Consider the following 21,567-nt stretch of genomic DNA (forward strand, 5'->3'; position numbering starts at 1 on the left):
CGGTCAGGCCGGGCTGCTCTCCTTTCTGAAATTTGAATGTACAGCTATTTCGGGAGGTTAACCCGCCTCCGGCCGGAGCTACCCGCAATCCATCTGCAGAATGCCGCTGCTCCCGTTACAGAAAAAATCCGGTATCGGTAAAATCTTTGACTGCTTTGTAAATCAGATACGGAAGCATTACGATTCCGAAGACGCCGAATCCCATTCCAGTCAAAAAGGCTTTCCAGTTGCTCCAGGTTTCACTGATTTGTTTGGTCATGGCCTTTTCCTCCTTTCCCCAGTTGAAACTAAAATGTCAAGGCTTTTCAGGACCCTTTAATGACAATATTATAAGAATTTTCTGACAATTAATCAAATGTTATTTATAGAAGAATATGAGGATATTTTATGATCTAGAAAAGTAAGTGCTTTAATTTGTTCAAAAATTGAAATCTTATAAAAAAAGAGCATGGGGAGGACGGAAATTTCCGTTCTGCCCATGCTCCATTTCTGCTTTAGAGCCTGTTTCCCAGTGCATGCTTATTGTGGATTGGTCGTCCAGATTCCTGCTGTTTTGATAAAGACGCGCTGCGGGAGCTTGAGCGCAGCCAGGATAAGGTCAGCCACATCCTCCGGCTGCATCATCCGGTCCTCGTCACCGATTTTCAGTCCGGCATTGACGGCCAACGGCGTATTTACTGTGCTTGGCGTCAGCGCGGTTACGCGGATGTTGAACTTGCGAACCTCCTGCATCAGTGACTCCGTCAGACCCATTACAGCAAACTTGGAGGCGCAATAGGCCGATCCCGTCGCAAAACCGCGTTCTCCTGCTGTTGAGGCAATATTGATGATGTCGCCGCTGTTCTGCCCCTGCATTACCGGGAGTACGGCACGGGTAACGTAGTAAGTTCCCATCAGATTTGTCTGAATAATGCTCTCCCATTGTGCCGGGTCCATATCCAGCAGTGTGCCGAACTGGGCAACACCTGCATTATTAATTAGAATATCAATGGAGCCAAGCTCCCCTGCCAGCGTAGCGACAGCCTTGTCCACTTCTTCCTTGCGGGAAATATCCGCAGAGACGATATGTACCTTCACGCCGTAGTCTCTGGACAGCCCGGACTGGAGCGCCTCCAGATCGGCACTGCTTCTTGAGATCAGACCGAGATCAACGCCTTCACGTGCCAGCGCCTCGGCTGCGGACTTGCCGATCCCTTTGCCTGCCCCGGTAATAATCGCGGTTTTATTTTTCAACTCCATATGTCTCACTCCTCCGGATTTGTTTATGTACGAATTGAATATCCTGCTCTCTTATTGTAAACGATCAGAAGCTCCGCTGCCAAATAAGCAGCTGTAACGAATTGAACCTTTATTGCATATCCCTCGGGTAAAATACAAACAGAGGGCCGAAGTCATCGGCCCTCTGCCCTCTTCTATTATGCCATTTGCAGATGCAATTTCGCACCGAGATGGTTCGGCTCCAGCTCAAGCACGCCCTGCAGCTCTGCTGCCGCCTCCTGACTGCGGGAAAGACCCAGCAATCCGAGCCCTCTCATGTACCGGCAGTGGATAATGTTCCTGCGGTTCAAATCCTCCTCGAATACGAGGAAATCCGGCAGTGATACGGCGAAGTAGTCGATTTTGACATCATCAAACAGATGCTTCTCCGCATAATCAATCAGCTTGTTGAAGCGGCGCTTCGCTTCCTTCTCATTGCCCAGCTTGAGCCAGGACAGGCCCTGATAAAAGATCATATCCGGCGGCTGGTCATTATAGTACATCGCGCTTGCCGGCTCATCCAGCCCTTGTGACGCTACATGGTAGCACTCATCAGCCGCTTCCTGCTGCCCCAGTCCTTCGAGCGCATTGCCGAGGAAGTAGTAGATGTTGTTTTCCTGCGCACCGTCCAGTTTGCCTTCTCCAAGATGCTGCGGATAAACCAGCGACTTCTCCAGCGATTGTATAGCCTCCGCATGGTTGCCAGCCTGCAGGCTGCGCTTGCCAAGCTCAACATGCGCAAGCACATATTGTCCCGTTACCTTGCCTTCCCCGCCTTCCCATGGATGGAAATTGCGGGCGCTAAGCGCTTGAATAGCCTGTTCGTGCTGGCCGGTTGCATTCAACAGCGTGACATATTCCACGTACAGATCGTCGCGCTGCTCGACAAGCGCCTTGTGCTTCGTCAGCGTCTCCAGACGCTCGGCAGCCGGGCGGCCGATCTTCTTGTAGAGCTGGTCCAGCTCGAAGAATACTCTTGCATCCTGAGGCTCGCAAGCAAAGGCTTTCTCCAGTGATTGCAACGCCGCTTCCGGATTGCCCTGCTTGTTGAAATAAGCCAGTGCCAAATTCCGGTGTACAGTCGCAAAATCATCTTTCAGGCTGCGGGATGTCTCCCACTGTGCGACAGCTTCGCCCGCACGCTTCTTGTCATATAACAGATTGCCCAGATAATAACGGGCTCTGTAGTCCTCCGGCTCCGATGCAATCGCAGCATGGAGCACAATCAGATCGAACAGGCTGTTCGGGAAGCAGTAATCCGGCGCTGCCTCGCGGCCATTCTTGCGGCTTGCTGCCGCTGCCGCCGTATTCCCTTCCTGCTCATAAATGTAGGCCAGCGTATAATGCAGCATCGGGTAAGCTGCCCCGCTGCTCTCCCCTTCTGTGAGGATGCCGATTACCGCCTTCGCTTCCTCATTCAAGCCGCAGCCGGCATAATCGGAAGCAAGGCTCATATAATTATGCGCATCATTGCGCATGAGCTGCACAAGCTTCTCGCTGGCTTCCGCAGCCTCCGCCTGGCGTCCAAGCTGCTCCAGCGCCTGCGCCTGCTCATATCCGGCTCCAAAGTCAGCGACATCCAGACGCAACGTCTCTTCCGCCCAGGCGAGTGCTTCTGCGGCTCTGCCCAGCTTGCGCAGGAGGGCTCCCTTCAAATGGCGTGCCTTATAGTTGCGGGAGTTGCGGATCAGCGAGCGCTCCACAAGCTCCAGCGCCTCAGCATAACTTCCCTTAATGCCGGCAATTTGCGCAAGGGTGAAATAACCGCTGTCCTGCCAGGCTGCGGACCAGACGGATTTGTACAGCGCAGTAAAGGCTTCCTCCAGCCGTCCCTGAAGCTTGAGCGACAGGCCGAGCTGATAATAGGCTTCGCTGTCGTACGGATTCGGATTGCGCCAGGTCAGTGAGCTGATCGCTCTACGGAAGTGCTTCTCGCTCTCTGTGAACAATCCGCGGCGCAGCAGCAGCGTGCCGTAAGCAACATTGATCCGGATATCATCCGGGTCACGCTTCAAGCCCTCCAGGTAGTACGATTCCGGCTCGAAAGTGGCATGGCGGTACTGTTCCAGATGCAGGCCGGCCAGGTAAAGCTGCTCGTTCGTCTTCAGCTTCTCCGGCGCGTCCAGCGGCTTCGCCGCATCCGGGACCTGTTCGATCTCCGGCTGCTTCGGCTGATAGCCAATCAGGAGACGTCCTTGCGCATCGCGGACGGTCACCTTAAGGTTATGCGGTTGATCGCCCTCGTCCAGTGTCACGACGGATTTGAAGGTCGTTGTCGGCGAGAGCGTCACCGTCTCAATCAGGTAACTGCGCTTGTTGCCTTTCAGCTCAATGACAGCACCTTCGAAGACAGAGGTCGCATACGCCTGGACAACCGCCTCGGATGCATTCTCATCCACCTCAAGGTTAACCGCAGCGTCAATGGACGCATTTTTTACGACCCCGATATTTTTATAGGGCATGAAATATTGCTTGAAGGATTTCTCCTCATAAGGCTGCAGCCAGGTGAAATCCGGCTGGTTATCTGTGTAAACCCCGGTCATCAGCTCGATGTACGGGCCATCCTCATCGGTAAGCTGGCGGTCCCAGGCCTGGCCGAATTCGCCATTGCCCCATGTCCACTGCTTCTTGCCCGGTGACACATGATGATTCGCCACGTGCAGCAAGCCTGCCTGTACGCCATGGTCATAGCCGCCGACAAAGTTGAAATCGGATTTGTAGGCCATATAGGAGGTCGGAACCGGGATATTTTTATAGCGGGAAATATCGACACCCTCGGAATAGTCCATCTTGTAATAGGTGCCGGTTGCAATCGGGAAGCGGGATACGTCACGCTTGCCATGGTCGAACACAGCCGTTACGTCCGGCGGGAATACCGACTGGGTGTCGTCATTGACTGCCACCGCAGGATTCGCCCACCACAGGAATGTCTGCGGCTGCGGCGTCCGGTTGTACATCTGCGCATGAATTTCCAGATAGGCCTTGCCCGGATGAAGCGTGAAGCCTGCTGTCACCTTTGTGCCGTACATACGGTCGATTTCGCTGACCCATACCGTAGCGCTGCCGTCCGCATTCTCGGTCGTCCGGTACTCTACCGGACCAAAAGTGTTTGGACGGTGGTGCTGCGGCCAGTTGAACTCGATGCCGCCCGAAATCCATGGTCCTGCCAGCCCGACGAGCGCAGGCTTGATAACTTGGTTATAATAGACAAAATCATAATTATTCGTCTTGTCGACCGCACGATAAATCCGGCCTCCGATTTCCGGCATAATCTCGATGTATACATACTCATTCTCCAGCTTGACCATGCGGTAATTCTTAGGTGCCTTGTCGTCCTCAATCTTGTCAATAACAGGGTGCGGATAGACTCTTCCGGAGCTTCCCTGATAGACCCGTTTCTCCAGAAACATCGGGTTTTTGTCCGGTTTTCCGACACCATACGTCGGGATGGATACATCCTCTTCCCATACACGGACTGCCTGAGCTGTTTTCAACATGGCGATGTGCCTCCCTCAATGCTTTTTTCGGTTGCTGATAGCTCTACTTTACCGCTGCAAGCCCGGGATGCCAATTGACGAAACACGCCTGATGATGGATTATATTCTTGTCTTGCCATCAAATTTGTGAGAGGGGCGAAATTGTGGAAACCATACAAAAGCAGGAGGGCTTCAAAGAGGAAAGACTGTTCGTGCTGCCTGACTATATGGCCAAGGAGTTGGAGGGACACCCGTTGACCCAATCTCTCTATGTCCAGGATATCGGCTGCTTCCCGCAGGCCAAATATCATTACAGGGAACGCAAGGAAGGTTGTGACACGCATATTTTTATTCTGTGTGCAGAAGGCGAAGGGTGGATCGAGATTGATGGCCGCAAGCCTGTGCAGCTTGAAGCACAGCAGCTTTGTGTCATTCCGGCCGGGGAAGCTCACCGCTACGGAGCTTCAGAGCATAATCCATGGAGCATCTACTGGTTTCATCTGCAGGGCAGCGATGCGCTGGAGATGATTCGCGCCTATGAGCTGGACAGCGGACCGCTGCAGCTGCCGGTCAGCACTTATACCCAGATGATCGAGCTGTTCGATCAGTGCTACGGACTTCTCGCAGGCAAAACCTATTCCGTGCTCACGCACATCCACGTATCGCAGATGATGCGAGCGCTCGTCAGCAGTGCCGGACTTGGAGCCCGGCATTCACCGAATGACCAGAAGAGGGAGCGCTATCTGGATGAGGCGATCCGCTTCATGACAGAACGTCTGGCGGATACAATTACACTGGCCGATCTGGCCAGCCATCTCGGCCTGTCCAAACCCTACCTGACCTATTTGTTCAACAAAGAAACCGGATTTCCGCCCATCGACTACTTTCTGCGCATGAAGATGCAGCGCGCTTCACAGCTTCTGGATTTGACCACCATGAACGTCAAGGAAATTGCTGCCGCTGTCGGGCTGTCCGATCCGTACTACTTCTCGCGGCTGTTCAAAAAAATTACCGGCAGTTCTCCTACCAGCTACCGCAGCATCCAAAAAGGATAGCACGCCGTACGGATACAACCTCTCTTGAACCCGATTGAAAAAAGCTGCCCTGATTCCAGCAAGAATCCGGGCAGCCCTTAACCATATGCCATTTAATACGAGTGTTTCAAATTAGCAGCCGGCCCACGTTGACGAGCCGGGATACAGCCTTGTCAATATACGGCTTCCGTACACAACAATCCCCTACTCCTGCTCACCAGCTTGCTGCCTCTCCTCATGATGCTGCCTGCCCGCATAATAGTCCGGACCAGGGTTCAGATCAAGCACCACCCGCTGAGGCGCTGCCAGCGCATACTGGTGCTCGCACAGCCATTTCTCATTTTCGGTCGGCCCCACCGTCTCCCCGTCCCCGATAATATCACCGTTATGGAACAGATAGTAGCCAATATCGCCGACGAAGGACGCCACATCGTTAGGCTCCATATCATAATAGTGGCATTGCACGTCCGGAACACCGAGCGCAGCAAGGCCCAGTGTGTCCATCAGCATTTCGCTGCGGCCAATCTCCGGCCGTTCTACATTATAGAAGCGTACGCTCATTGCCCCATACAAAGCTTCCCCTTCTGCAATTGCCGCAAGACAGGCGTCCGGCTGTACCAGCTTGTCACTCGCCCTGAAATATACAGCGTCACAGGGAGCTGTCTCCAGCACAGCTCGGAGCACCCCGTTAATCAGCTGGAGCCGTTGTTCATGGGGCAGCTGTGCGGCTAAGAAGTCATGCAGCAGCAGGGAATACCGGCACTGCTCCACAGTCTCTCCGGCTTCCTGCCAATGCCAGGCCTGCTGAATGGCCGTTGTATAGGCTTCAGGCTCAATCTTCTTATCTGCCGGCATGATGCAGGTCTGGGCAGGAATTTCCCCGTCCTTCAGCTTCACCATATAGTTAAAGTGAAAGAACAGCCGCATTCCGGTCTGTGCGGATTCTTCTTCATTCGCCTTCCATACGGCAAGCCCTTCCTCCGGCTGTTCATCCTCCTGCTGAGGACGGTCTGTCTTCCCTGTATATTGGACAATTTTATCGTATAGTACCGACTCGGAGAGCTCGGGCTTGTTTTTATACAGCAGCTCAATCATATAAATCCGGTTGAAGCCAAAGCGCGCATCTTCCTCCTCGAGCGAGGACGCTTCGTCTGTCGTCAGCTGTTCATCATCAAGTTCATACTCTTTTTCTTTCATCAAAGGTTCCTCCCATTCCGGAATTCCTGCTCCGGCCTTATGTATTTCACGATGTGGCTTGCAAAAACCTGTCGTTTGCCCAAAAAACAGGTCTTATTTCGTCGAAAATAGGTCGAATTTCACACTTTTTTTAACTGTCCGGAAGAAAGTCTATGCTTACAGAAGCATTTTGAACACAGTCCGGGGTGAAGCGGAACCTGACCTGTTATAATTATTGGATAAAGTATACAGCTATTCAAACGATGCCGGCGCTAGGAGCATTCAGCCCAAAGATAGGAGACGCTATGTCAAAATCATTGAACTTTCAAGTGAATCTGCAAGGCATGATTGAATTGCTGTCCAACCACTTATATACGAACCCGGGCGTGTTCATCCGGGAGCTGCTGCAAAATGGAATCGATGCCGTTACTGCGCGTAAAAAGCTTGGCAATGCCTTTGATCCGCGCGTATCGGTCGAACTGCACGGCTCGCGTACGCTGGCTGTGTATGATAACGGAATCGGACTGACGGAGGAGGAGATTCACCAGTTCCTTTCCCAGATCGGGCATACATCCAAACGGAATAATCCGGACGGGCCCGATGATTATATCGGACAGTTCGGCGTAGGCTTGCTTGCCTGCTTTGTCGTCAGCAACGAGATTGTCGTCATTACCCGTTCCGCCAAAGAAGGCAGCGTCACACTGGAATGGCGGGGCCGGCCTGACGGCACGTATTCGCTGCGGGAGCTGGAGCAGCAGGCACCTGTAGGAACGACAGTGTACCTGACCTGCAAGGAGAATTTTGAGGAGTATTTTGAGTTTAGCCAGATTGAGCAGCTGATGATCCAGTATGGCTCCTTCCTGCCTGTTCCTATCTATATTGACAACGGCAGATACGATTACCGGATCAATGAGAAGGTTGCCCCCTGGGATATGACAAGGAGCGAAGCGCTTGAATACGGACGCGCGCTGCTGAATACCTCCTGTCTGGATGTCATCGAGCTGCGCTCCACGATCGGCGAGGTTAAAGGAATTGCCTACATTTTGCCGTATGCAGTAAGTCTGCAGGCCGAACGCCAGCATCATGTCTATTTGAAAAATATGCTCATCGCGAACGGACCGAGCAATATATTGCCGCCTTGGGCCTTCTTTGTCACCTGTATTGTCAATACGACTGCGCTGCGGCCGACGGCATCCAGGGAAGCTTTCTACGAGAATGATATGCTGCTGGCTGTACAGGACGAACTCGGAGCGTGCATCAAAAATCATCTGATTCATCTTGCGGAACACAACCCGGAGTTGCTTCAGCGCATTGTCCGCGTCCACTATATGTCCCTCAAGGCGATGGCAGTCGAGGACAATGAGCTGTACCGGTTGTTCATCCCTTATCTCTCCTTCGAGACATCACTTGGCATGATGGAAGCGCAAGAGATTATTGCAAGCGGCAAGCCAGTGCTGCTCACAACAACTCTGGATGAATTCCGGCAAATCTCACGGGTTGCAAAAGCCCAGGAACTGCTGGTCGTCAACGGCGGCTATATGCATGACTTTGACCTGATTCGAAGCCTGGCCGTTACTTACCCGGGGGTTGCGGTGGAGGTTGTGGATTCCGTTGGTTTCTTCAAACGATTCCGGGAGCTGGAGAGAGAAGACATGCGGCAGGCTGCGCCTTTTCTGAGACAAGCTGACGAGACGCTGCGGAAGTTTCAATGCAGTACCGCCATACGCAGCTTTGAGCCGGCGGATATTCCGGTTATGTATACAACCAATGAGGAAATTACATTTTTGCGTATGGCTGAGAGCAGCAGCCAGCAGGTAAACGAGATGTTTGCCGACATCGTCAATATCGTCCGAAATGAAATTTATGAGCTGCCCATGGCGAAGCTCTGCTTCAACTATAACAATCCGACGATCCGCGAAGTGCTTGATTGTCCGGACACGGATTTGCGCAGGCTCAGCATTGAAATGCTGTACACACAATCTCTGCTGATGGGCAATTACCCGCTTAGTCAGGAAGAGCTGAAACTGATGAACACCTCCTTCATGAGCTTTCTGAAGCTGGGCCTGAACCGGACGGGGGGAGGTCCGATTCAATGAAGGAAAGGTTCGATGAGCTGAGAGACAAAATCTGGACCGTTCCGAATGATGCGCAAAAGCTGACACTGATGGAGGAATCGATTGGGCTGGCCGATCAGTTTCTGGACCGGAGGGAAGCCTACCAGATCCGGATGGAATACATCGATACGGCGCTTGATACCGGCTATCCAGAGCGGATGCTGGTAGCGTTCAGCTGGTGTATGACCGAATTCGAGAAGAACCCCGGCGATTACAGCGCCTCCTCCATTCTCTGGTATTACAAATGGGTGCTCGATCATATTTGGCGGTTCCCGCAAATCCCGATGCAGACGATCGAGACACTATTTGATCATTTTAAAGCGAAATGTCTCGAATACGGATATCGTATGGGTTCTTATCATAAATATAGACATGTGTACGCCTTATCCCGCGGTGATTTGGCAGCCGCCACGGAGAGCTTTGAGGAATGGCGGAAAATCCGCCGCGATGACCTGTCTGATTGCAGAGCCTGCGACGGGCAGGATATCGGCGTATACCATTTTGCCCTGGGTGAATACGAGGAAGGCTTGCACAAGGTGAAGCCCATCCTGAGCGGCAAGCTGTCCTGTGCGGAAGTTCCCCAGGTGACGTACAGCAGCGTTCTCATTCCGCTGTTGGAGCTCGGCCGGGAGGAGGAAGCAGAGCTTTATGCCAAGAAGGGCTACCCGATGCTGGAGGGGCAGCGCTTCATGGATGATTTTGGCCGCTTCCTCTTTTACTATACGATTACGGATCTGGCCCAGGCAGGCCGGGTACTGGAGAAAAGCGTACGATTCATAGAACAGACGAAAACGGACTGGCACCGCTTCTTATATCTGGTGTCCGCCCTGGCATTTCTGGAACAGCGGGAGGCCGCCGGCCGGAAGGCAACGCTCAACATACCGGAATATATAACCTTAGAGTGGACCCGGGAGGAAACTTCCCGGCTTGCCCAGGCATTTGATGTACGCAACCAGACCTCGCACTGCGCGCTTTATGTGGAAAAGCAGCTGGTGAAAGCCCAGCGTTTAATCTTACGCTAGAGGGGGATAACCGATGATCCTTGAGGTTGCCGTGCTGACCGTTCAGCCCGGCAAGAGCAGTGAATTTGAAAGCCAATTCCGCAAAGCTGTCCGGCTGGTCGCCAGTACCAGGGGTTATATCAGCCACGAGCTGCAAAAATGTGTGGAAGTGAAAGACAAATATCTCTTGCTTGTGCAATGGGAAACCATCAAGGCCCATTCTGTCGGCTTCAGAACATCGCCTGTATATGAGGAATGGAAGGCGCTGCTTATGCCCTTCTATGAGATTCCGCCTGTGGAAGAGCATTATATCCGCATTCGTCCAATAGACGACACTTCTCCTCTGCCGTGAGCGAATATTACTACTGTCACTGTTTGACGTCTCGTATAGCATACGGCACACGGTGTGGCGTTGCATGCGGTGTCCGGCCCCATGGCCTTGAACCGCCAGATGCAACAAAGGAGCCTGCATTCTAACCTTACGGCTTGAGTGCAGGCTCCTTTTTTCATGCATACTTGCTTCATACAGGGTAATCAGTCCAGATTCAGCCCCGTCTCCTTCAAACTCCAGTTCCAGAGCCGCTCCGCTGCTTCATCATCGGTAGCCTTGGCGCCGAGCTGCTGTACACGCTGCCTGTAGAAGTATTCCCCGCTCGTTCCCTCTACTTCAGGGCTTACTGACAGGTAAATGGCTGTCTGCGACCCTTGCTCGGCTGTCAGAAAAAACGGCTTCAGCAGCTTGTGTACACTTTGTCCGAACCCTGTGCTGCGGCTGACCCCGATACTGGTCGCTACGGCTCCCGGATGCAGACAGTTCACAGTCACTGAGGTCCCTTCAAGCCGTTTGGCAAGCGCACGGGTAAAGAGGATATTCGCCAGCTTGGACTGCGGATAGCCCTTAACCGCATTAAAGCCCTTGCTCAGATGCGGATCATTAAAATGAATGCGGCCTGCCTTGTACGCTCCAGACGATACGACGACAATCCGCCCCTGCTCTGCCTGCTTGAGCGGCTCAAGCAGCAGCAGCGTGAGCAGAAAATGCCCCAGATGATTGACGCCCATCATCGATTCGAAGCCGTCAGACGTCAGCTCCCGCTTCAAACTGACGACACCCGCATTGTTCACCAGCACATCGAGCGGCTCATTGCGGGCGACAAACTGTGCTGCAAAGCTGCGTATGCTTGCCAACGAGCCCAGATCACACAACATCAGCTCAAGCGAATCGCTGCCGCTGGCCGAACGGGCCTTCTCCAGCGCCTGCTGGCCGCGTGCTTCATTTCGGCAGAGCATAATGACATGCATGCCCGCCTTGGCAAGTCCAATAGCAGTCTCCAGGCCCATTCCGGCACTGGCACCGGTTACGATAGCTGTCTTCCGTTTCATGCGCTCGCCCCATCCCATTCCTATCATAATTAAAACGGCTGATGCACGTTTCAAAAAAACAATAGCCACGATACTAATCCTTCAAGCAAGGATGGCTGCCACCATCCGGGATGGACGGGGCAGCCACTATTGCCAAAAGAATTTAAAAATTAAAGTTGTCCGGGTCGGGACCAAAACGCTTGTCCTGATTGAGCGCATCCAGACGGTCCATGTCTTCCTGCGACAGGCTGAAGTCGAAGATATCTGCATTCTCTTCAATACGGTGTGCGGTTACCGATTTCGGTATGGTCACAACACCATGCTGAAGATCCCAGCGAAGTACGATCTGGGCAGGCGATTTCTTGTACTTGCTGCTGAGCTCAGTAAGCAGCGGAAGATCAAGATTACCCTGCATAAGCGGGCTCCAAGCTTCGAGTTGAATGTTATTTTCCTTACAGAACGCCAAAAGCGGCTTCTGGGTCAACAGCGGATGATATTCCACCTGATTGACCATCGGTGTTATTTCGCTGCCATCCTGAAGGTCTTCCAGATGGTGAACATGGAAGTTGCTGACGCCAATCGAGCGCACCAGGCCGTCCTTGTACAGCTTCTCAAGCGCACGCCAGGTGTCCTTGTATTTGCCTTGTACCGGCCAGTGAATGAGGTACAGATCAAGATAATCAAGACCGAGCTTGCGGCGGCTCTCTTCGAAAGCCTTCAGCGTCGTGTCATAGCCCTGGTCAGCGTTCCATACCTTGGTTGTCACGAACAAATTGTCCCTTGCAACGCCTGAATCCTGAATGGCCCGCCCTACACCCTCTTCATTGCCATAGATGGCGGCCGTGTCGATGCTGACATATCCGGTAGAAATCGCATGCTTGACCGAATCCTCTACTTGTTGTCCTTCATTTACGCGCCATACACCAAGACCCAGCCAAGGCATTTTGACGCCATTACTGAGTACAGTGCTGTCTTTCAAATGCTCCGACATAATGTACCTCCCAAATCTAGAGTCATAGCGTGAATCCTATTGTAAAGTTTTCCTGCTTCTTCTATTTAAGCATACCCGGGATAGCGGTTTCAAGCGGCCGCGTTGTATGTTATCCGGATAAGCTCTTTATACTCAATGGTGAAACACCTGTCTTACGAATGGTTTCCGCTTGCCGGACATGCCAAAAGACTGTCTGCCTCAGCATCGGCGCTGAAGCGGGCAGTCTTTTCAGGCTTGCATTATTGTTCTGTGCAAATCTGTAACAAGGAACAATTATGACTTGCCTTCGCAGTTATCCAATGAGATCCACTCCGATGACCAGTCCTCAAGCTCCTTGACGACACCTTCCAATGCCTGCCCCTTATCTGTTAAAGAGTATTCAATGCGTACAGGAGTTTCGGGATAGACCGCCCGATGTACAATTCCTTCCTGCTCCAGCTCCTTTAGCCGTTCAGACAGCAGCTTCCCGCTGATCGGGAGCGCGCTTTCGATGTTGCAAAACCGCTGTGGACCAGACAAAAGCTGATGAATAATCAAGATCGTCCAACGCTTGCTGATCAGCTGCGTCCCTTTCTCCAACTTAGGGCAACATCCCGATTTCATTTCACTCACCTCTTTGTAATTATTATTATAACAAAACAGTTCATGGTAAGAAAGTTTAAAAAAAATATTTTATATATTGACGTAATTTATTTTATATATTAAACTTTGTTACGAAAAGTAAGTAAGTGATTGGAGGTTAGTTTCTATTCATTCAATTTATTGGTTGCCCAATAAGCCCAGAGTATGAGGGCAGAAGCTTCGGGTTAAGCTGTTATTTAACCAGATAAACTATATGGATATTACATTTTTTAAGGAGAGAGAAGCATGAATAACAGAATGGAAATCGGTTTGCTATTAATCAGAGTTGTACTTGGGATAACATTTGCCATACACGGCTATGACAAGTTCCATTCCGGAATTGATAATACCGCACAATGGTTCGCAAGCATTGGCCTGCCTCAATTTTTGACCTATGTCGTAGCACTTCTTGAATTGGTCGGCGGAATTTTGCTCACTTTGGGCCTCGCCTCCAGAATTATCAGCGCTTTGTATGCAATCATCATGGTCTTTGCAATCTTCATGGTTAAAATTTCTGTCGGATTTATTGGTGGCGCTGAAATTGACCTGGCCCTGTTCGCAATGGCTATCCTGATTGTACTGGCCGGCAGCGGCAAGTTCGCCCTGGACAGAGTATTTTTCAATTCCAGCCAAGACTAAGACTGACTCATAATAAGCAGACCAATGCGGTTCAGCAAGGCCGTATGGTCATAAGTCTTATTCATATAAAGAGCGCCCAACAGGTCATGTTGGGCGCTCTATTTATATCCGCGTATCAGGAGACGCTCATGACAATATCGTCATCCTGCTGTCCGTAGCTGATGCGCAGACTTTTATCATCCAGGTACCAGAGATTGTCCTCTTCCATATAGAAAAGTATTCCATCCACCTCATGCTGCAAGGCGGGCTTGCGCGGCGTATCCTTAACAACACCGAGCGAGAAGCCCGGCTGTACGCTGCCACAGCCTCCGAGCTGAACATAAATTCTCAGGGCATCGCCAGCTTCTAATAACAGCTCCTGTTTGTACCATTGTGCGGCAGTCGGTTCTACGGTTAAATTCATTTTCTCCAGCCTCCGTGTGCTTATTTAATCTGAAAGATTGCTCTCTGTCAGATATCCGGCAGAAATTTGGCGTTTGGCGTCTTGACTTCAAGTTGAGCCAAGCCTAAATTACCGTTCTCCGAAATTACATGTATCACCTTTATTATAATAGCCCATACTTTACAGGGAAATGCTGTTCACGATCTCTTTTTATAAAGAAACAGCCTCAATCGCAATGATTATTTAACAGAGAGCTTTACCACAGGGAATAAGCAAATCAGATTTAGGCTTTCCTGACTGCAATCCGGAACGAAATGATAAAGCTCAAGAGTATGAATACCAGTTGAGTAGCCAGAGCGAGCATAATGCCTGTATACACGCCGCCTTCAAACTGTTCGCTGACTGCAATTAATGCCCCGCCGATCCCGATGCTCACACCCGGAAAAAAAGCATCGACAAACTGCAGATAGGATGACACTTCACCCTCCTCACCCTGGCGCGCATGCCCCAGTGCGATCGTGCCTGTCGTCGGGTTGGCAAGGCCGATGCCAAATCCGGTCAGAATCTGGGACAAGATTGCTAATCCAATACCGCCGCGTTCCAGCCCTATAGCCAGAATAACCGCTGATACCCCGACAATCATCAGGCCGACACCGGCAGTAACCCGCCCCTTTCTTCCGCGCCCCTGGTCTCTTTCATCCAGCTTGGACTGCACCCAGGCGGCAGCTGACCAGCTCAACGCGCCCGCAGCAACGATTAATCCCGCTACGTCTGCGGTTAGTCCTTTGATTCTCGTCAATCCGAGTACGACATAGCTTTCCGTCGCGATGTAACAGGCCACATAAAAACCTCTGGATACAATGGTTGCAGGAAGTCCTTTTTCCAGCCTGAATGTCCCTTCGGGAAGCAGCTTGCGCATCGGCCGGATCATGATGATCAGACCAGCAGCAGCGAGTACGATTCCTTCCCACCGGGTCACAAATCCAAGTCCGGATAACAGCATGCCAGTACCGGCTGTCAGCAGAATTGCGTGTCCTTCCTTGCGTCTGCCCTTCGGAGAATCGTTATCCGGCGCAGCAGCTGTCTGGAGCTTGCGGAAGGACGGAAACGTCAGCCACACGACCAATGCGATCAAAGGCAGAACGAGCCAAAATACAGATCTCCACGATACCCATTCAGCCAGCACGCCTGCAATGTACGGACCAATTAGGGCTGGCAATATATATGCACTGGAGAAGGCTGCCAGAATCTTCGGCCTGAGCGCATCCGGATAGCTGAGTGTAATGCTATAGTACACACAAGTGACAATTGCCCCGGCCCCGAATCCCTGAAGTACCCTTCCTATAATGAGCATCGGCATGTTGATTGCAGTAGCCGCAGCCAGAATACCTGCCACGAAAATGGCAATAGACAATGAAATCGTGCGAAATACACCAAGTTTGCCAATTTGCTGCCCGATAATCATCGTCCCTAAAATTTGTGACAGCAAAAAAGCACTGAATATCCAACCATATAAATGAATGCCGTTCAGATGCTGTGCCACCTCAGGGGCAATCGTTGTGATCGCCAAGCCTTCGAAAGCAACCGTCGTAACCGCCAATATAATCCCAATCGTTAAAGAACGATAGCGGGAATCCCATATGCCGGATTTAATTTCGCTTTTCTGCATAGCTGATCCCTCCATTTAATAGTCTTGTCATTAGTTGTTATAGCAAGTAAATAATTAAAATAAATAAACTTCTTTAGAGCTGTAAATACTCCCATCCAAATCATACATTCGGGAGAGTATTCATAATCAACACTGCTTTTGAAAGTTTATTTATTTCACTTATAATTGTCTGGACTATAGTTGCCATAGCATTTATATGACCAAAAATAATAATTCAGTACATTGCATAGTTTTAGTAATCTTTTACATTCCGATAAATGACAGACAAAATCCTTCTGAACGTATCCACTTCTTCATCGCTCAAGCCCTTAATGGTATTCCGGTAAGCTTCGTTCGACGGAGCCATGATTTCTTCCTTTACTTCCCGTCCTTTAGCAGTCAAGTACACACGAAGTGCCCTGCGGTCCGTCTCATGCGTGACCCGGTGAACAAAGCCTTTCTTCTCAAGTTTGAAAAGCATACGAGCAATGTTCGTCTGGTCTTTATACAGCCGTTCGGAAAGCTCCTTCTGGGTGATGCCCTCCTGCTCCCACAACACGACGAGAATTTCCCACTGATCCACAGTAATATCGAACGGTTGAAGAATTTTTTGATAATAATTTTTCAGCTTGAGCTCTGCCCGGAATACAATAACGCCAATATACTTTTCTAGCTCCAAATTCTCCCTCCTCAATAGTAGATGTGATCATAGTTGCTATGACTATTATAATTCATTCTCACTTATTGTCAATTGATAACTATGAATGATTTTGCTCAAAAGCTTAGTAAACCACAAGTTTAAAATATGCAAAAAAATCCCGAATCGGCCATCCTGAGATACAAGCATGCCGAATTAGGGATTTAGTATGTCTCCACCTTGACATAGAGGATGCCTGTGATGGATTTTGTCGATAAATATAGATTTTCTGCTTGTGTGTGTTCTGCTACTGTTCCTTCAATGCTCAGTTTGTAGCCTTCCTTCCCTGCCCCGTCTTCTATGCTGGTACCCTTAATCCGTATGTTGCGATGATGCAATTCCTCCATTAATGCGGACAGTTCTGTTGCTCTGTCGACTACCAGTTCCATACGGATTTCCTGTTGATGCAATGAACGTGGTCCAATCCACCATATGACAGCCGGAATTAGCTTGATGCCAACAAACAGCAGCGCCACAGCAACGATAGCCTCGAGCATGAACCCTGCTCCGACGGTGATCCCGATAGCTGAGGCTACCCAGGCCATTGCCGCTGTCGTTAATCCGCTAATGGTGTCATGATGCCTTCTCAAAATAACGCCTGCGCCAAGAAAACCGACCCCGCTTACAATTTGGGCCGCAAGCCTCATAGGATCTCTCATCGTACCTGCCGCAGCGGGGAGCTGGTATGCCGAATGAATCGAGACGACGGTAAGCAAACAGCTTGCCAGTGTGATGAGGATACTGGTCTTCAGTCCCGCCGGCTTCCGCTTGAGCTCCCGCTCCAGTCCCATAATCAGCCCAAGCGCCATGGAAACTGCCAGCTTGACCATAATATCCAGGGTAATACCGTATTCGTACACCGTGTCCATCCGCTAGTTGTTCCTCCCCTGTGCTGAAACTGTAAGTCTAATTTCGTCCGGATTATGCCAGTTGTAGTTTGTGCCAATTTTGTCCTGTTCATGAATAAAAAAATGTCACCAAATACAAGCTCCCGAATACGATGGCAAATAGGAAATTTACACGAAATGGAGTATTGTATGTTGTTTGGCGTAAAGGAGGAACAGCATTCCTTTGGCGCGATGCAGCAAATACGCGTTAAATAAAAGACTTGATTTCTCTGCCGCTGTTGATCTACAATGTGTCTTAATCAATTTTTGCTTCACATAACTGCTGCACAGGCCATGAAGGAGAGAGTAAGCAGAACCATTGCTGACAGGAACGGCATGCCACCGACTGAGAGCTGCCAAAGCCAATGCCCTGCTGAAGTTCACTCCGGAGCCGGCACCTGAATGTCTGTCTGTATCGATTACAGACTGGCGGTAGGGCTGTCCGTATTCCCTGCGTTAAAGGGCCAAGAGTGAGAGATGGATGTACCCGGTCTGTGCGGAACCTGCGGGTGTATTCATGTCTAATTAGGGTGGTACCACGACTTCTCGTCCCTTGCGGATGGGAAGTTTTTTGTTGTTCAAGGAGTACCGCGGATTGCGCAAGCACAAAATACGGTAAAGGGAGAGAATGAGGATGAACCAATGCCATTCGGAAGTATTGGAACGACAACTTAAGGATGTCAGCCATCAAATGCTGGAGCTAGTACAGGAGCAGCTGCGTATTGTACAGGAGCTCAAGCTTGAGCCATCTGAAATGCAGCAACTTCTGGATGAACTGGCCGGACTGGCAGGCGGGAGATTGGAAGAATCGTACGTACGCGAACTATTTTCTGTTGTGCTGGGAATTCATGCAAAAGCGGTCAAAGCCAAGGAACGCAAGCCGTTGCTCGTATCCCGTGATCATCAGAGAGAGGATACGGTTATTGAGCTTGGTGAAGTTCAACTTGGCGGCGGAAAGCCAGTCTTGGTGGCCGGTCCTTGTGCAGTCGAGAGCTATGAGCAGGTTCGGCAGGTTGCTGCCGTACTCAAGGCTGCGGGCGTAACTGTGCTGCGCGGTGGTGCTTTCAAACCGCGGACGTCCCCGTATGAGTTTCAGGGGCTGGGTTTTGATGGTCTCAAAATTTTGAAGGAAGTAGCCATGGAATTCGGCATGAAGACGATCAGCGAAATTGTTCACCCTGCTCATGTGGAGCTGGCCGGGGAGTATATCGATGTCATTCAGATCGGTGCGAGAAACATGCAGAACTTTGAGCTGTTAAAAGCAGCGGGAGATGTACAGACCCCTGTGCTGCTCAAGCGGGGACTGGCAGCAACTATAGATGAATTCCTGCATGCAGCAGAATACATCGTATCCCGGGGCAATCAGCAGGTTATGCTCATCGAGCGCGGCATCCGCACCTATGAGAAGGCCACCCGCAATACACTCGATATTTCAGCAGTGCCGATTCTTAAGCAGGAAAGCCATCTCCCGGTACTGGTAGATGTGACCCATTCAACTGGACGGAAGGAAATTATGGCGCCATGCGCCAAGGCCGCACTTGCCGCAGGAGCAGACGGTGTGATGGTGGAGGTGCATCCGAACCCTGCTGCCGCGCTCTCCGATGCCGCCCAGCAACTGGACTTCGAGGCATTCGGGCGCTTCTATGCAGAGGTGAAGCAATCCGGACTGTTGTAAGGGAATGGAGTGTGGGTTTTGGAGGCAGAACATCTCACCTTCCCACCACACAAAGCCCAAGTGTGACGATGACCGGATCAGGGACAGCGCTGGCTGCTTCTCCAGATCCGGCTATCCGGAAGGGGGCCAATGCAATTGACGGGTAACCTTAAGACCATAGTAGCTATAAGTAAAGGTTAAAGTCTTCATCTCTTCATTGTTGCACTCTACTCGAACCCCATAATGAATCGGTGTCATTTCTTTCTTGGACATAGCTACAAATACCTCTTCCGTAGACAACGCAGGACGGATTACAGCCTGATTCAAAGGAAAGAATTGAATACCCGGATTTTGAGTCCCGCTTTGAACGAGCTGACCTGTATCAAAACTAATGCCTACCATCGCTTCATCATGCAGCTTTCCGCCCAGCTTGACTTCGTGTATCTTGATCCCTGTCTTGCTCTTGTTGACCAGGCTATAAACGATTTCTTGTTTACCACTGCTGTGGGTTAAGGCACTGTATCCATTCACTATAAGCGGCTTGCTCAAATAAACATAGGCAAGGCCGCTGCCAGCGAGCAGTACAATACAGATTAATGAACAGAGCACATACCATTTATTTATAAAACGCATGGCAACACCCCCCAATTTTATTCGGGCCATCATTTCATATTCAACTATGGCTGAATCGACTTCGCCAATATAACCAGTTTGTTCATCGTATTCCAATTCCGCAAGGTCAGGTTGGGACTCAGCTTCTGGACATTATTCGCAAGCTTGGAATCAGCTGCCCCGTTGTTCAGCAGTATGTGCAGTTCGCGCCCGCAAATCGCAAACTCATCTTCAAACTTGTAGGCTTCAAGCTTCCGGCTGGCTTCTTGTGAAGGTGCTTCTTCCATTAAGCCGACATGTACATTTTTGCCGTCAGGAGCTGCTTTCGTACGGTACGGGGATTCACGAATAATCGTCTCCAGCTCGCCGGAGGTCCGAATTATGACTTTGATCGAGAGGCCAAATCCGTCAGCTATAAGCTGCTCGATTCTTTGACTCAACAATGACTCCGTCTCATCAGACTCAAACAAGACATTGCCGCTATTAATATAAGTATGAACGCTGCGAAATCCCTGCTGCTCCATCAACTGCTTCAACTCGGTCATTTTGATTTTATTTTTGCCGCCGACATTAATTCCTTTCAGCAGCGCAACTTGAATGGTCATCTGACGACCCTCCGCTCTTTTAATTACAATTTCTTCTCAAAACACAGGCTCGAAGGGCAGTCCGCATATTCCCCAAACCTCGGGATCTCATAAAATCCGTGCTTGACGTAAAAACGCACAGCTTCGACCTGCTTCGCCCCTGCCTCCAGCCGTAAAAAACCAAAATGCCTGTCCCGTGCCCTATTCTCCAGCCCGCTCAGCAGTATTCCTGCAAGTCCTCTGTTTCGCACTGAGGGATCGACAAAAAACCGCTTCAGTTCGGCATAGCCGTCCTCAAGCCGCATAATGGCACCGCAGCCGACAGGAAGATTATCCATATACATAATAATGAATTGCATTTCATTTTTCCCGGCCTTTTCCTCATCTGCAATAAACACTTCTTCGGGCGGGTATAACTCTAACAAATAAGCGTCCAACTGGGCTATAAGCGGCTCCAAATCCGGGTGATTCGTTGGTACATCCTGAATTTCAAAAGGCTGCAAATTCCTCTCCATCCCTTCACATATCTATTATATAGAGTTGCACTTCCTGTCTGAACCGTATCCATACGAGTAAAAATTCTGTACGTATTACGGCTAGTAACACGGAAATTCAGCTAAAATTCTATCTCAATAAACCAGCGGTGGCTGCCATGCGGGAATAAAGCTTACCGAGGGATGTCCACTTTGCGTGTCGTTCCATCTCCATACCCGATAATTACCGCACTGGCCATACCTGTAAAAAGACCACTCTCCACCACACCTGGAATCCCATTAATCTGTTGTTCCAGCGCCACAGGATCTTCAATCGTGCCGAATGCACAATCGACGATGTAATTTCCATTATCCGATATAAAGGTCTTGCCGTCCGACATTCGGATGACAGGCTCACAACCAAGCGCCTTAAGCTTCAACAAAGTCAAATTGGAAGCAAAAGAGACAATCTCCACCGGAAGCGGAAACTGGCCCAACCGCTCCACCTGCTTGCTCTCATCCGCAATAACGACGAATTGCTTGCTGTGCGCGGCCAGTATCTTCTCTCTCAGCAGTGCGCCGCCGCCGCCCTTGGTCAAGTTGTAATTCGCATCGACTTCATCCGCGCCATCAATCGATACATCGATCTCCTGAATATCGGACAATGACACAACAGGTATGCCCAATTGAAGAGCAAGCTCCTCAGACTGCCTTGAGCTTGCAACTGTGCGGATACTCAGGCCTTCCTTTACCCGCCCGGCAATCTTATGGATAGCATAATACGCTGTAGAACCAGTCCCCAAACCTACCGTCATTCCATCCTTAACAAATTCAACTGCTGCTTCCGCAGCAACTTTCTTGGCAAGCATATCGTAATCCTCCTCATTGATGGTACCAGATTCGTCCTGCCCGGTTGCACCAGGAGACATCCCGCCCTTACATCTTCTTCCTTCATTATA

21 protein-coding genes are annotated in these 21,567 nt (G+C 50.5%); 6 read left to right on the forward strand and 15 right to left on the reverse strand.

Annotated elements, in window-relative coordinates:
- Positions 1 to 115 precede the first annotated feature (115 nt).
- The 3 genes from H583_RS36420 to H583_RS0101460 all read right to left on the reverse strand — a co-directional run bounded on the left by H583_RS36420 (position 116) and on the right by H583_RS0101460 (position 4,754).
- Entirely contained in the window at positions 116 to 259 is a 144-nt protein-coding gene (locus H583_RS36420; protein ID WP_154665768.1) for a hypothetical protein, read from the reverse strand.
- Positions 260 to 519: 260 nt separating this feature from the next.
- The gene (locus H583_RS0101455) at positions 520 to 1,239 is read right to left on the reverse strand and encodes a 3-ketoacyl-ACP reductase (protein ID WP_028558919.1); all 720 of its coding nucleotides are present in this window, start codon (positions 1,237 to 1,239) and stop codon (positions 520 to 522) included.
- A 176-nt stretch (positions 1,240 to 1,415) separates the two neighbouring features.
- Positions 1,416 to 4,754 carry a DUF5107 domain-containing protein gene (locus H583_RS0101460; protein ID WP_036708063.1) on the reverse strand — a complete coding sequence of 1,113 codons (3,339 nt, stop codon included), beginning with the start codon at positions 4,752 to 4,754 and terminating at the stop codon, positions 1,416 to 1,418.
- Positions 4,755 to 4,897: 143 nt separating this feature from the next.
- Here H583_RS0101460 and H583_RS0101465 point away from each other — a divergent pair, with 143 nt between their 5' ends.
- Positions 4,898 to 5,788 carry an AraC family transcriptional regulator gene (locus H583_RS0101465; protein ID WP_028558921.1) on the forward strand — a complete coding sequence of 297 codons (891 nt, stop codon included), beginning with the start codon at positions 4,898 to 4,900 and terminating at the stop codon, positions 5,786 to 5,788.
- 183 nt (positions 5,789 to 5,971) lie between these two features.
- On the opposite strand, the gene H583_RS0101470 is transcribed toward H583_RS0101465, so the two are convergent.
- Positions 5,972 to 6,964 (reverse strand): DUF4261 domain-containing protein, encoded by a 993-nt coding sequence (locus H583_RS0101470; protein WP_051235835.1) that lies wholly within the window; start codon positions 6,962 to 6,964, stop codon positions 5,972 to 5,974.
- Between the two features lie 284 nt (positions 6,965 to 7,248).
- On the opposite strand from H583_RS0101470, the gene H583_RS0101475 reads away from it, so the two are divergent.
- From H583_RS0101475 to H583_RS0101485, 3 genes are read left to right on the forward strand one after another with little or no spacing between them, the layout of a single operon-like run.
- Positions 7,249 to 9,039, forward strand: a complete 1,791-nt coding sequence (locus tag H583_RS0101475) for an HSP90 family protein (protein WP_028558923.1) — start codon at positions 7,249 to 7,251, stop codon at positions 9,037 to 9,039.
- Complete coding sequence (locus H583_RS0101480; protein ID WP_028558924.1) at positions 9,036 to 10,079, forward strand: hypothetical protein; 1,044 nt, start codon at positions 9,036 to 9,038, stop codon at positions 10,077 to 10,079. Before H583_RS0101475 ends, H583_RS0101480 begins: the two co-directional genes overlap by 4 nt.
- A gap of 13 nt (positions 10,080 to 10,092) precedes the next feature.
- A complete protein-coding gene (locus H583_RS0101485; protein WP_028558925.1) occupies positions 10,093 to 10,410 on the forward strand; it encodes an antibiotic biosynthesis monooxygenase family protein in 318 nt (105 codons plus the stop codon).
- Between the two features lie 182 nt (positions 10,411 to 10,592).
- Here the strand turns inward: H583_RS0101485 and H583_RS0101490 are convergent, their stop codons facing one another.
- The 3 genes from H583_RS0101490 to H583_RS0101500 form a co-directional block, all read right to left on the reverse strand.
- Positions 10,593 to 11,441, reverse strand: a complete 849-nt coding sequence (locus H583_RS0101490; RefSeq protein ID WP_028558926.1) for an SDR family oxidoreductase — start codon at positions 11,439 to 11,441, stop codon at positions 10,593 to 10,595.
- Positions 11,442 to 11,583: 142 nt separating this feature from the next.
- On the reverse strand, positions 11,584 to 12,411 hold the full coding sequence (locus tag H583_RS0101495; RefSeq protein ID WP_028558927.1) for an aldo/keto reductase: 828 nt from the start codon (positions 12,409 to 12,411) through the stop codon (positions 11,584 to 11,586).
- Between the two features lie 273 nt (positions 12,412 to 12,684).
- Positions 12,685 to 13,014, reverse strand: a complete 330-nt coding sequence (locus H583_RS0101500) for a winged helix-turn-helix transcriptional regulator (RefSeq protein WP_028558928.1) — start codon at positions 13,012 to 13,014, stop codon at positions 12,685 to 12,687.
- Between the two features lie 264 nt (positions 13,015 to 13,278).
- On the opposite strand from H583_RS0101500, the gene H583_RS0101505 reads away from it, so the two are divergent.
- Positions 13,279 to 13,671 (forward strand): DoxX family protein, encoded by a 393-nt coding sequence (locus H583_RS0101505; RefSeq protein WP_028558929.1) that lies wholly within the window; start codon positions 13,279 to 13,281, stop codon positions 13,669 to 13,671.
- Positions 13,672 to 13,786: 115 nt separating this feature from the next.
- On the opposite strand, the gene H583_RS0101510 is transcribed toward H583_RS0101505, so the two are convergent.
- From H583_RS0101510 to H583_RS0101525, 4 genes are all read right to left on the reverse strand, one after another.
- Positions 13,787 to 14,074, reverse strand: coding sequence for a HesB/YadR/YfhF family protein (locus H583_RS0101510; RefSeq protein WP_028558930.1), 288 nt, complete (start codon positions 14,072 to 14,074; stop codon positions 13,787 to 13,789).
- A gap of 262 nt (positions 14,075 to 14,336) precedes the next feature.
- Positions 14,337 to 15,722 (reverse strand): MFS transporter, encoded by a 1,386-nt coding sequence (locus H583_RS0101515; protein ID WP_028558931.1) that lies wholly within the window; start codon positions 15,720 to 15,722, stop codon positions 14,337 to 14,339.
- 232 nt (positions 15,723 to 15,954) lie between these two features.
- Entirely contained in the window at positions 15,955 to 16,380 is a 426-nt protein-coding gene (locus H583_RS0101520; RefSeq protein ID WP_028558932.1) for a MarR family winged helix-turn-helix transcriptional regulator, read from the reverse strand.
- Positions 16,381 to 16,562: 182 nt separating this feature from the next.
- Complete coding sequence (locus tag H583_RS0101525; RefSeq protein ID WP_051235837.1) at positions 16,563 to 17,267, reverse strand: MgtC/SapB family protein; 705 nt, start codon at positions 17,265 to 17,267, stop codon at positions 16,563 to 16,565.
- A 646-nt stretch (positions 17,268 to 17,913) separates the two neighbouring features.
- On the opposite strand from H583_RS0101525, the gene H583_RS0101535 reads away from it, so the two are divergent.
- Entirely contained in the window at positions 17,914 to 18,960 is a 1,047-nt protein-coding gene (locus tag H583_RS0101535; protein WP_425414493.1) for a bifunctional 3-deoxy-7-phosphoheptulonate synthase/chorismate mutase, read from the forward strand.
- A gap of 111 nt (positions 18,961 to 19,071) precedes the next feature.
- On the opposite strand, the gene H583_RS0101540 is transcribed toward H583_RS0101535, so the two are convergent.
- The 4 genes from H583_RS0101540 to rpiA all read right to left on the reverse strand — a co-directional run bounded on the left by H583_RS0101540 (position 19,072) and on the right by rpiA (position 21,477).
- Entirely contained in the window at positions 19,072 to 19,572 is a 501-nt protein-coding gene (locus H583_RS0101540; protein ID WP_028558935.1) for a hypothetical protein, read from the reverse strand.
- 44 nt (positions 19,573 to 19,616) lie between these two features.
- Positions 19,617 to 20,156 (reverse strand): DUF1697 domain-containing protein, encoded by a 540-nt coding sequence (locus H583_RS0101545; RefSeq protein WP_028558936.1) that lies wholly within the window; start codon positions 20,154 to 20,156, stop codon positions 19,617 to 19,619.
- A 23-nt stretch (positions 20,157 to 20,179) separates the two neighbouring features.
- Positions 20,180 to 20,638 carry a GNAT family N-acetyltransferase gene (locus H583_RS0101550; RefSeq protein ID WP_245585814.1) on the reverse strand — a complete coding sequence of 153 codons (459 nt, stop codon included), beginning with the start codon at positions 20,636 to 20,638 and terminating at the stop codon, positions 20,180 to 20,182.
- 164 nt (positions 20,639 to 20,802) lie between these two features.
- Positions 20,803 to 21,477 carry a ribose-5-phosphate isomerase RpiA gene (gene rpiA / locus H583_RS0101555; RefSeq protein ID WP_028558938.1) on the reverse strand — a complete coding sequence of 225 codons (675 nt, stop codon included), beginning with the start codon at positions 21,475 to 21,477 and terminating at the stop codon, positions 20,803 to 20,805.
- Positions 21,478 to 21,567 lie beyond the last annotated feature (90 nt).

This window comes from Paenibacillus pinihumi DSM 23905 = JCM 16419 (genome assembly GCF_000422505.1).
GTDB classification, from domain to species: domain Bacteria; phylum Bacillota; class Bacilli; order Paenibacillales; family Paenibacillaceae; genus Paenibacillus_D; species Paenibacillus_D pinihumi.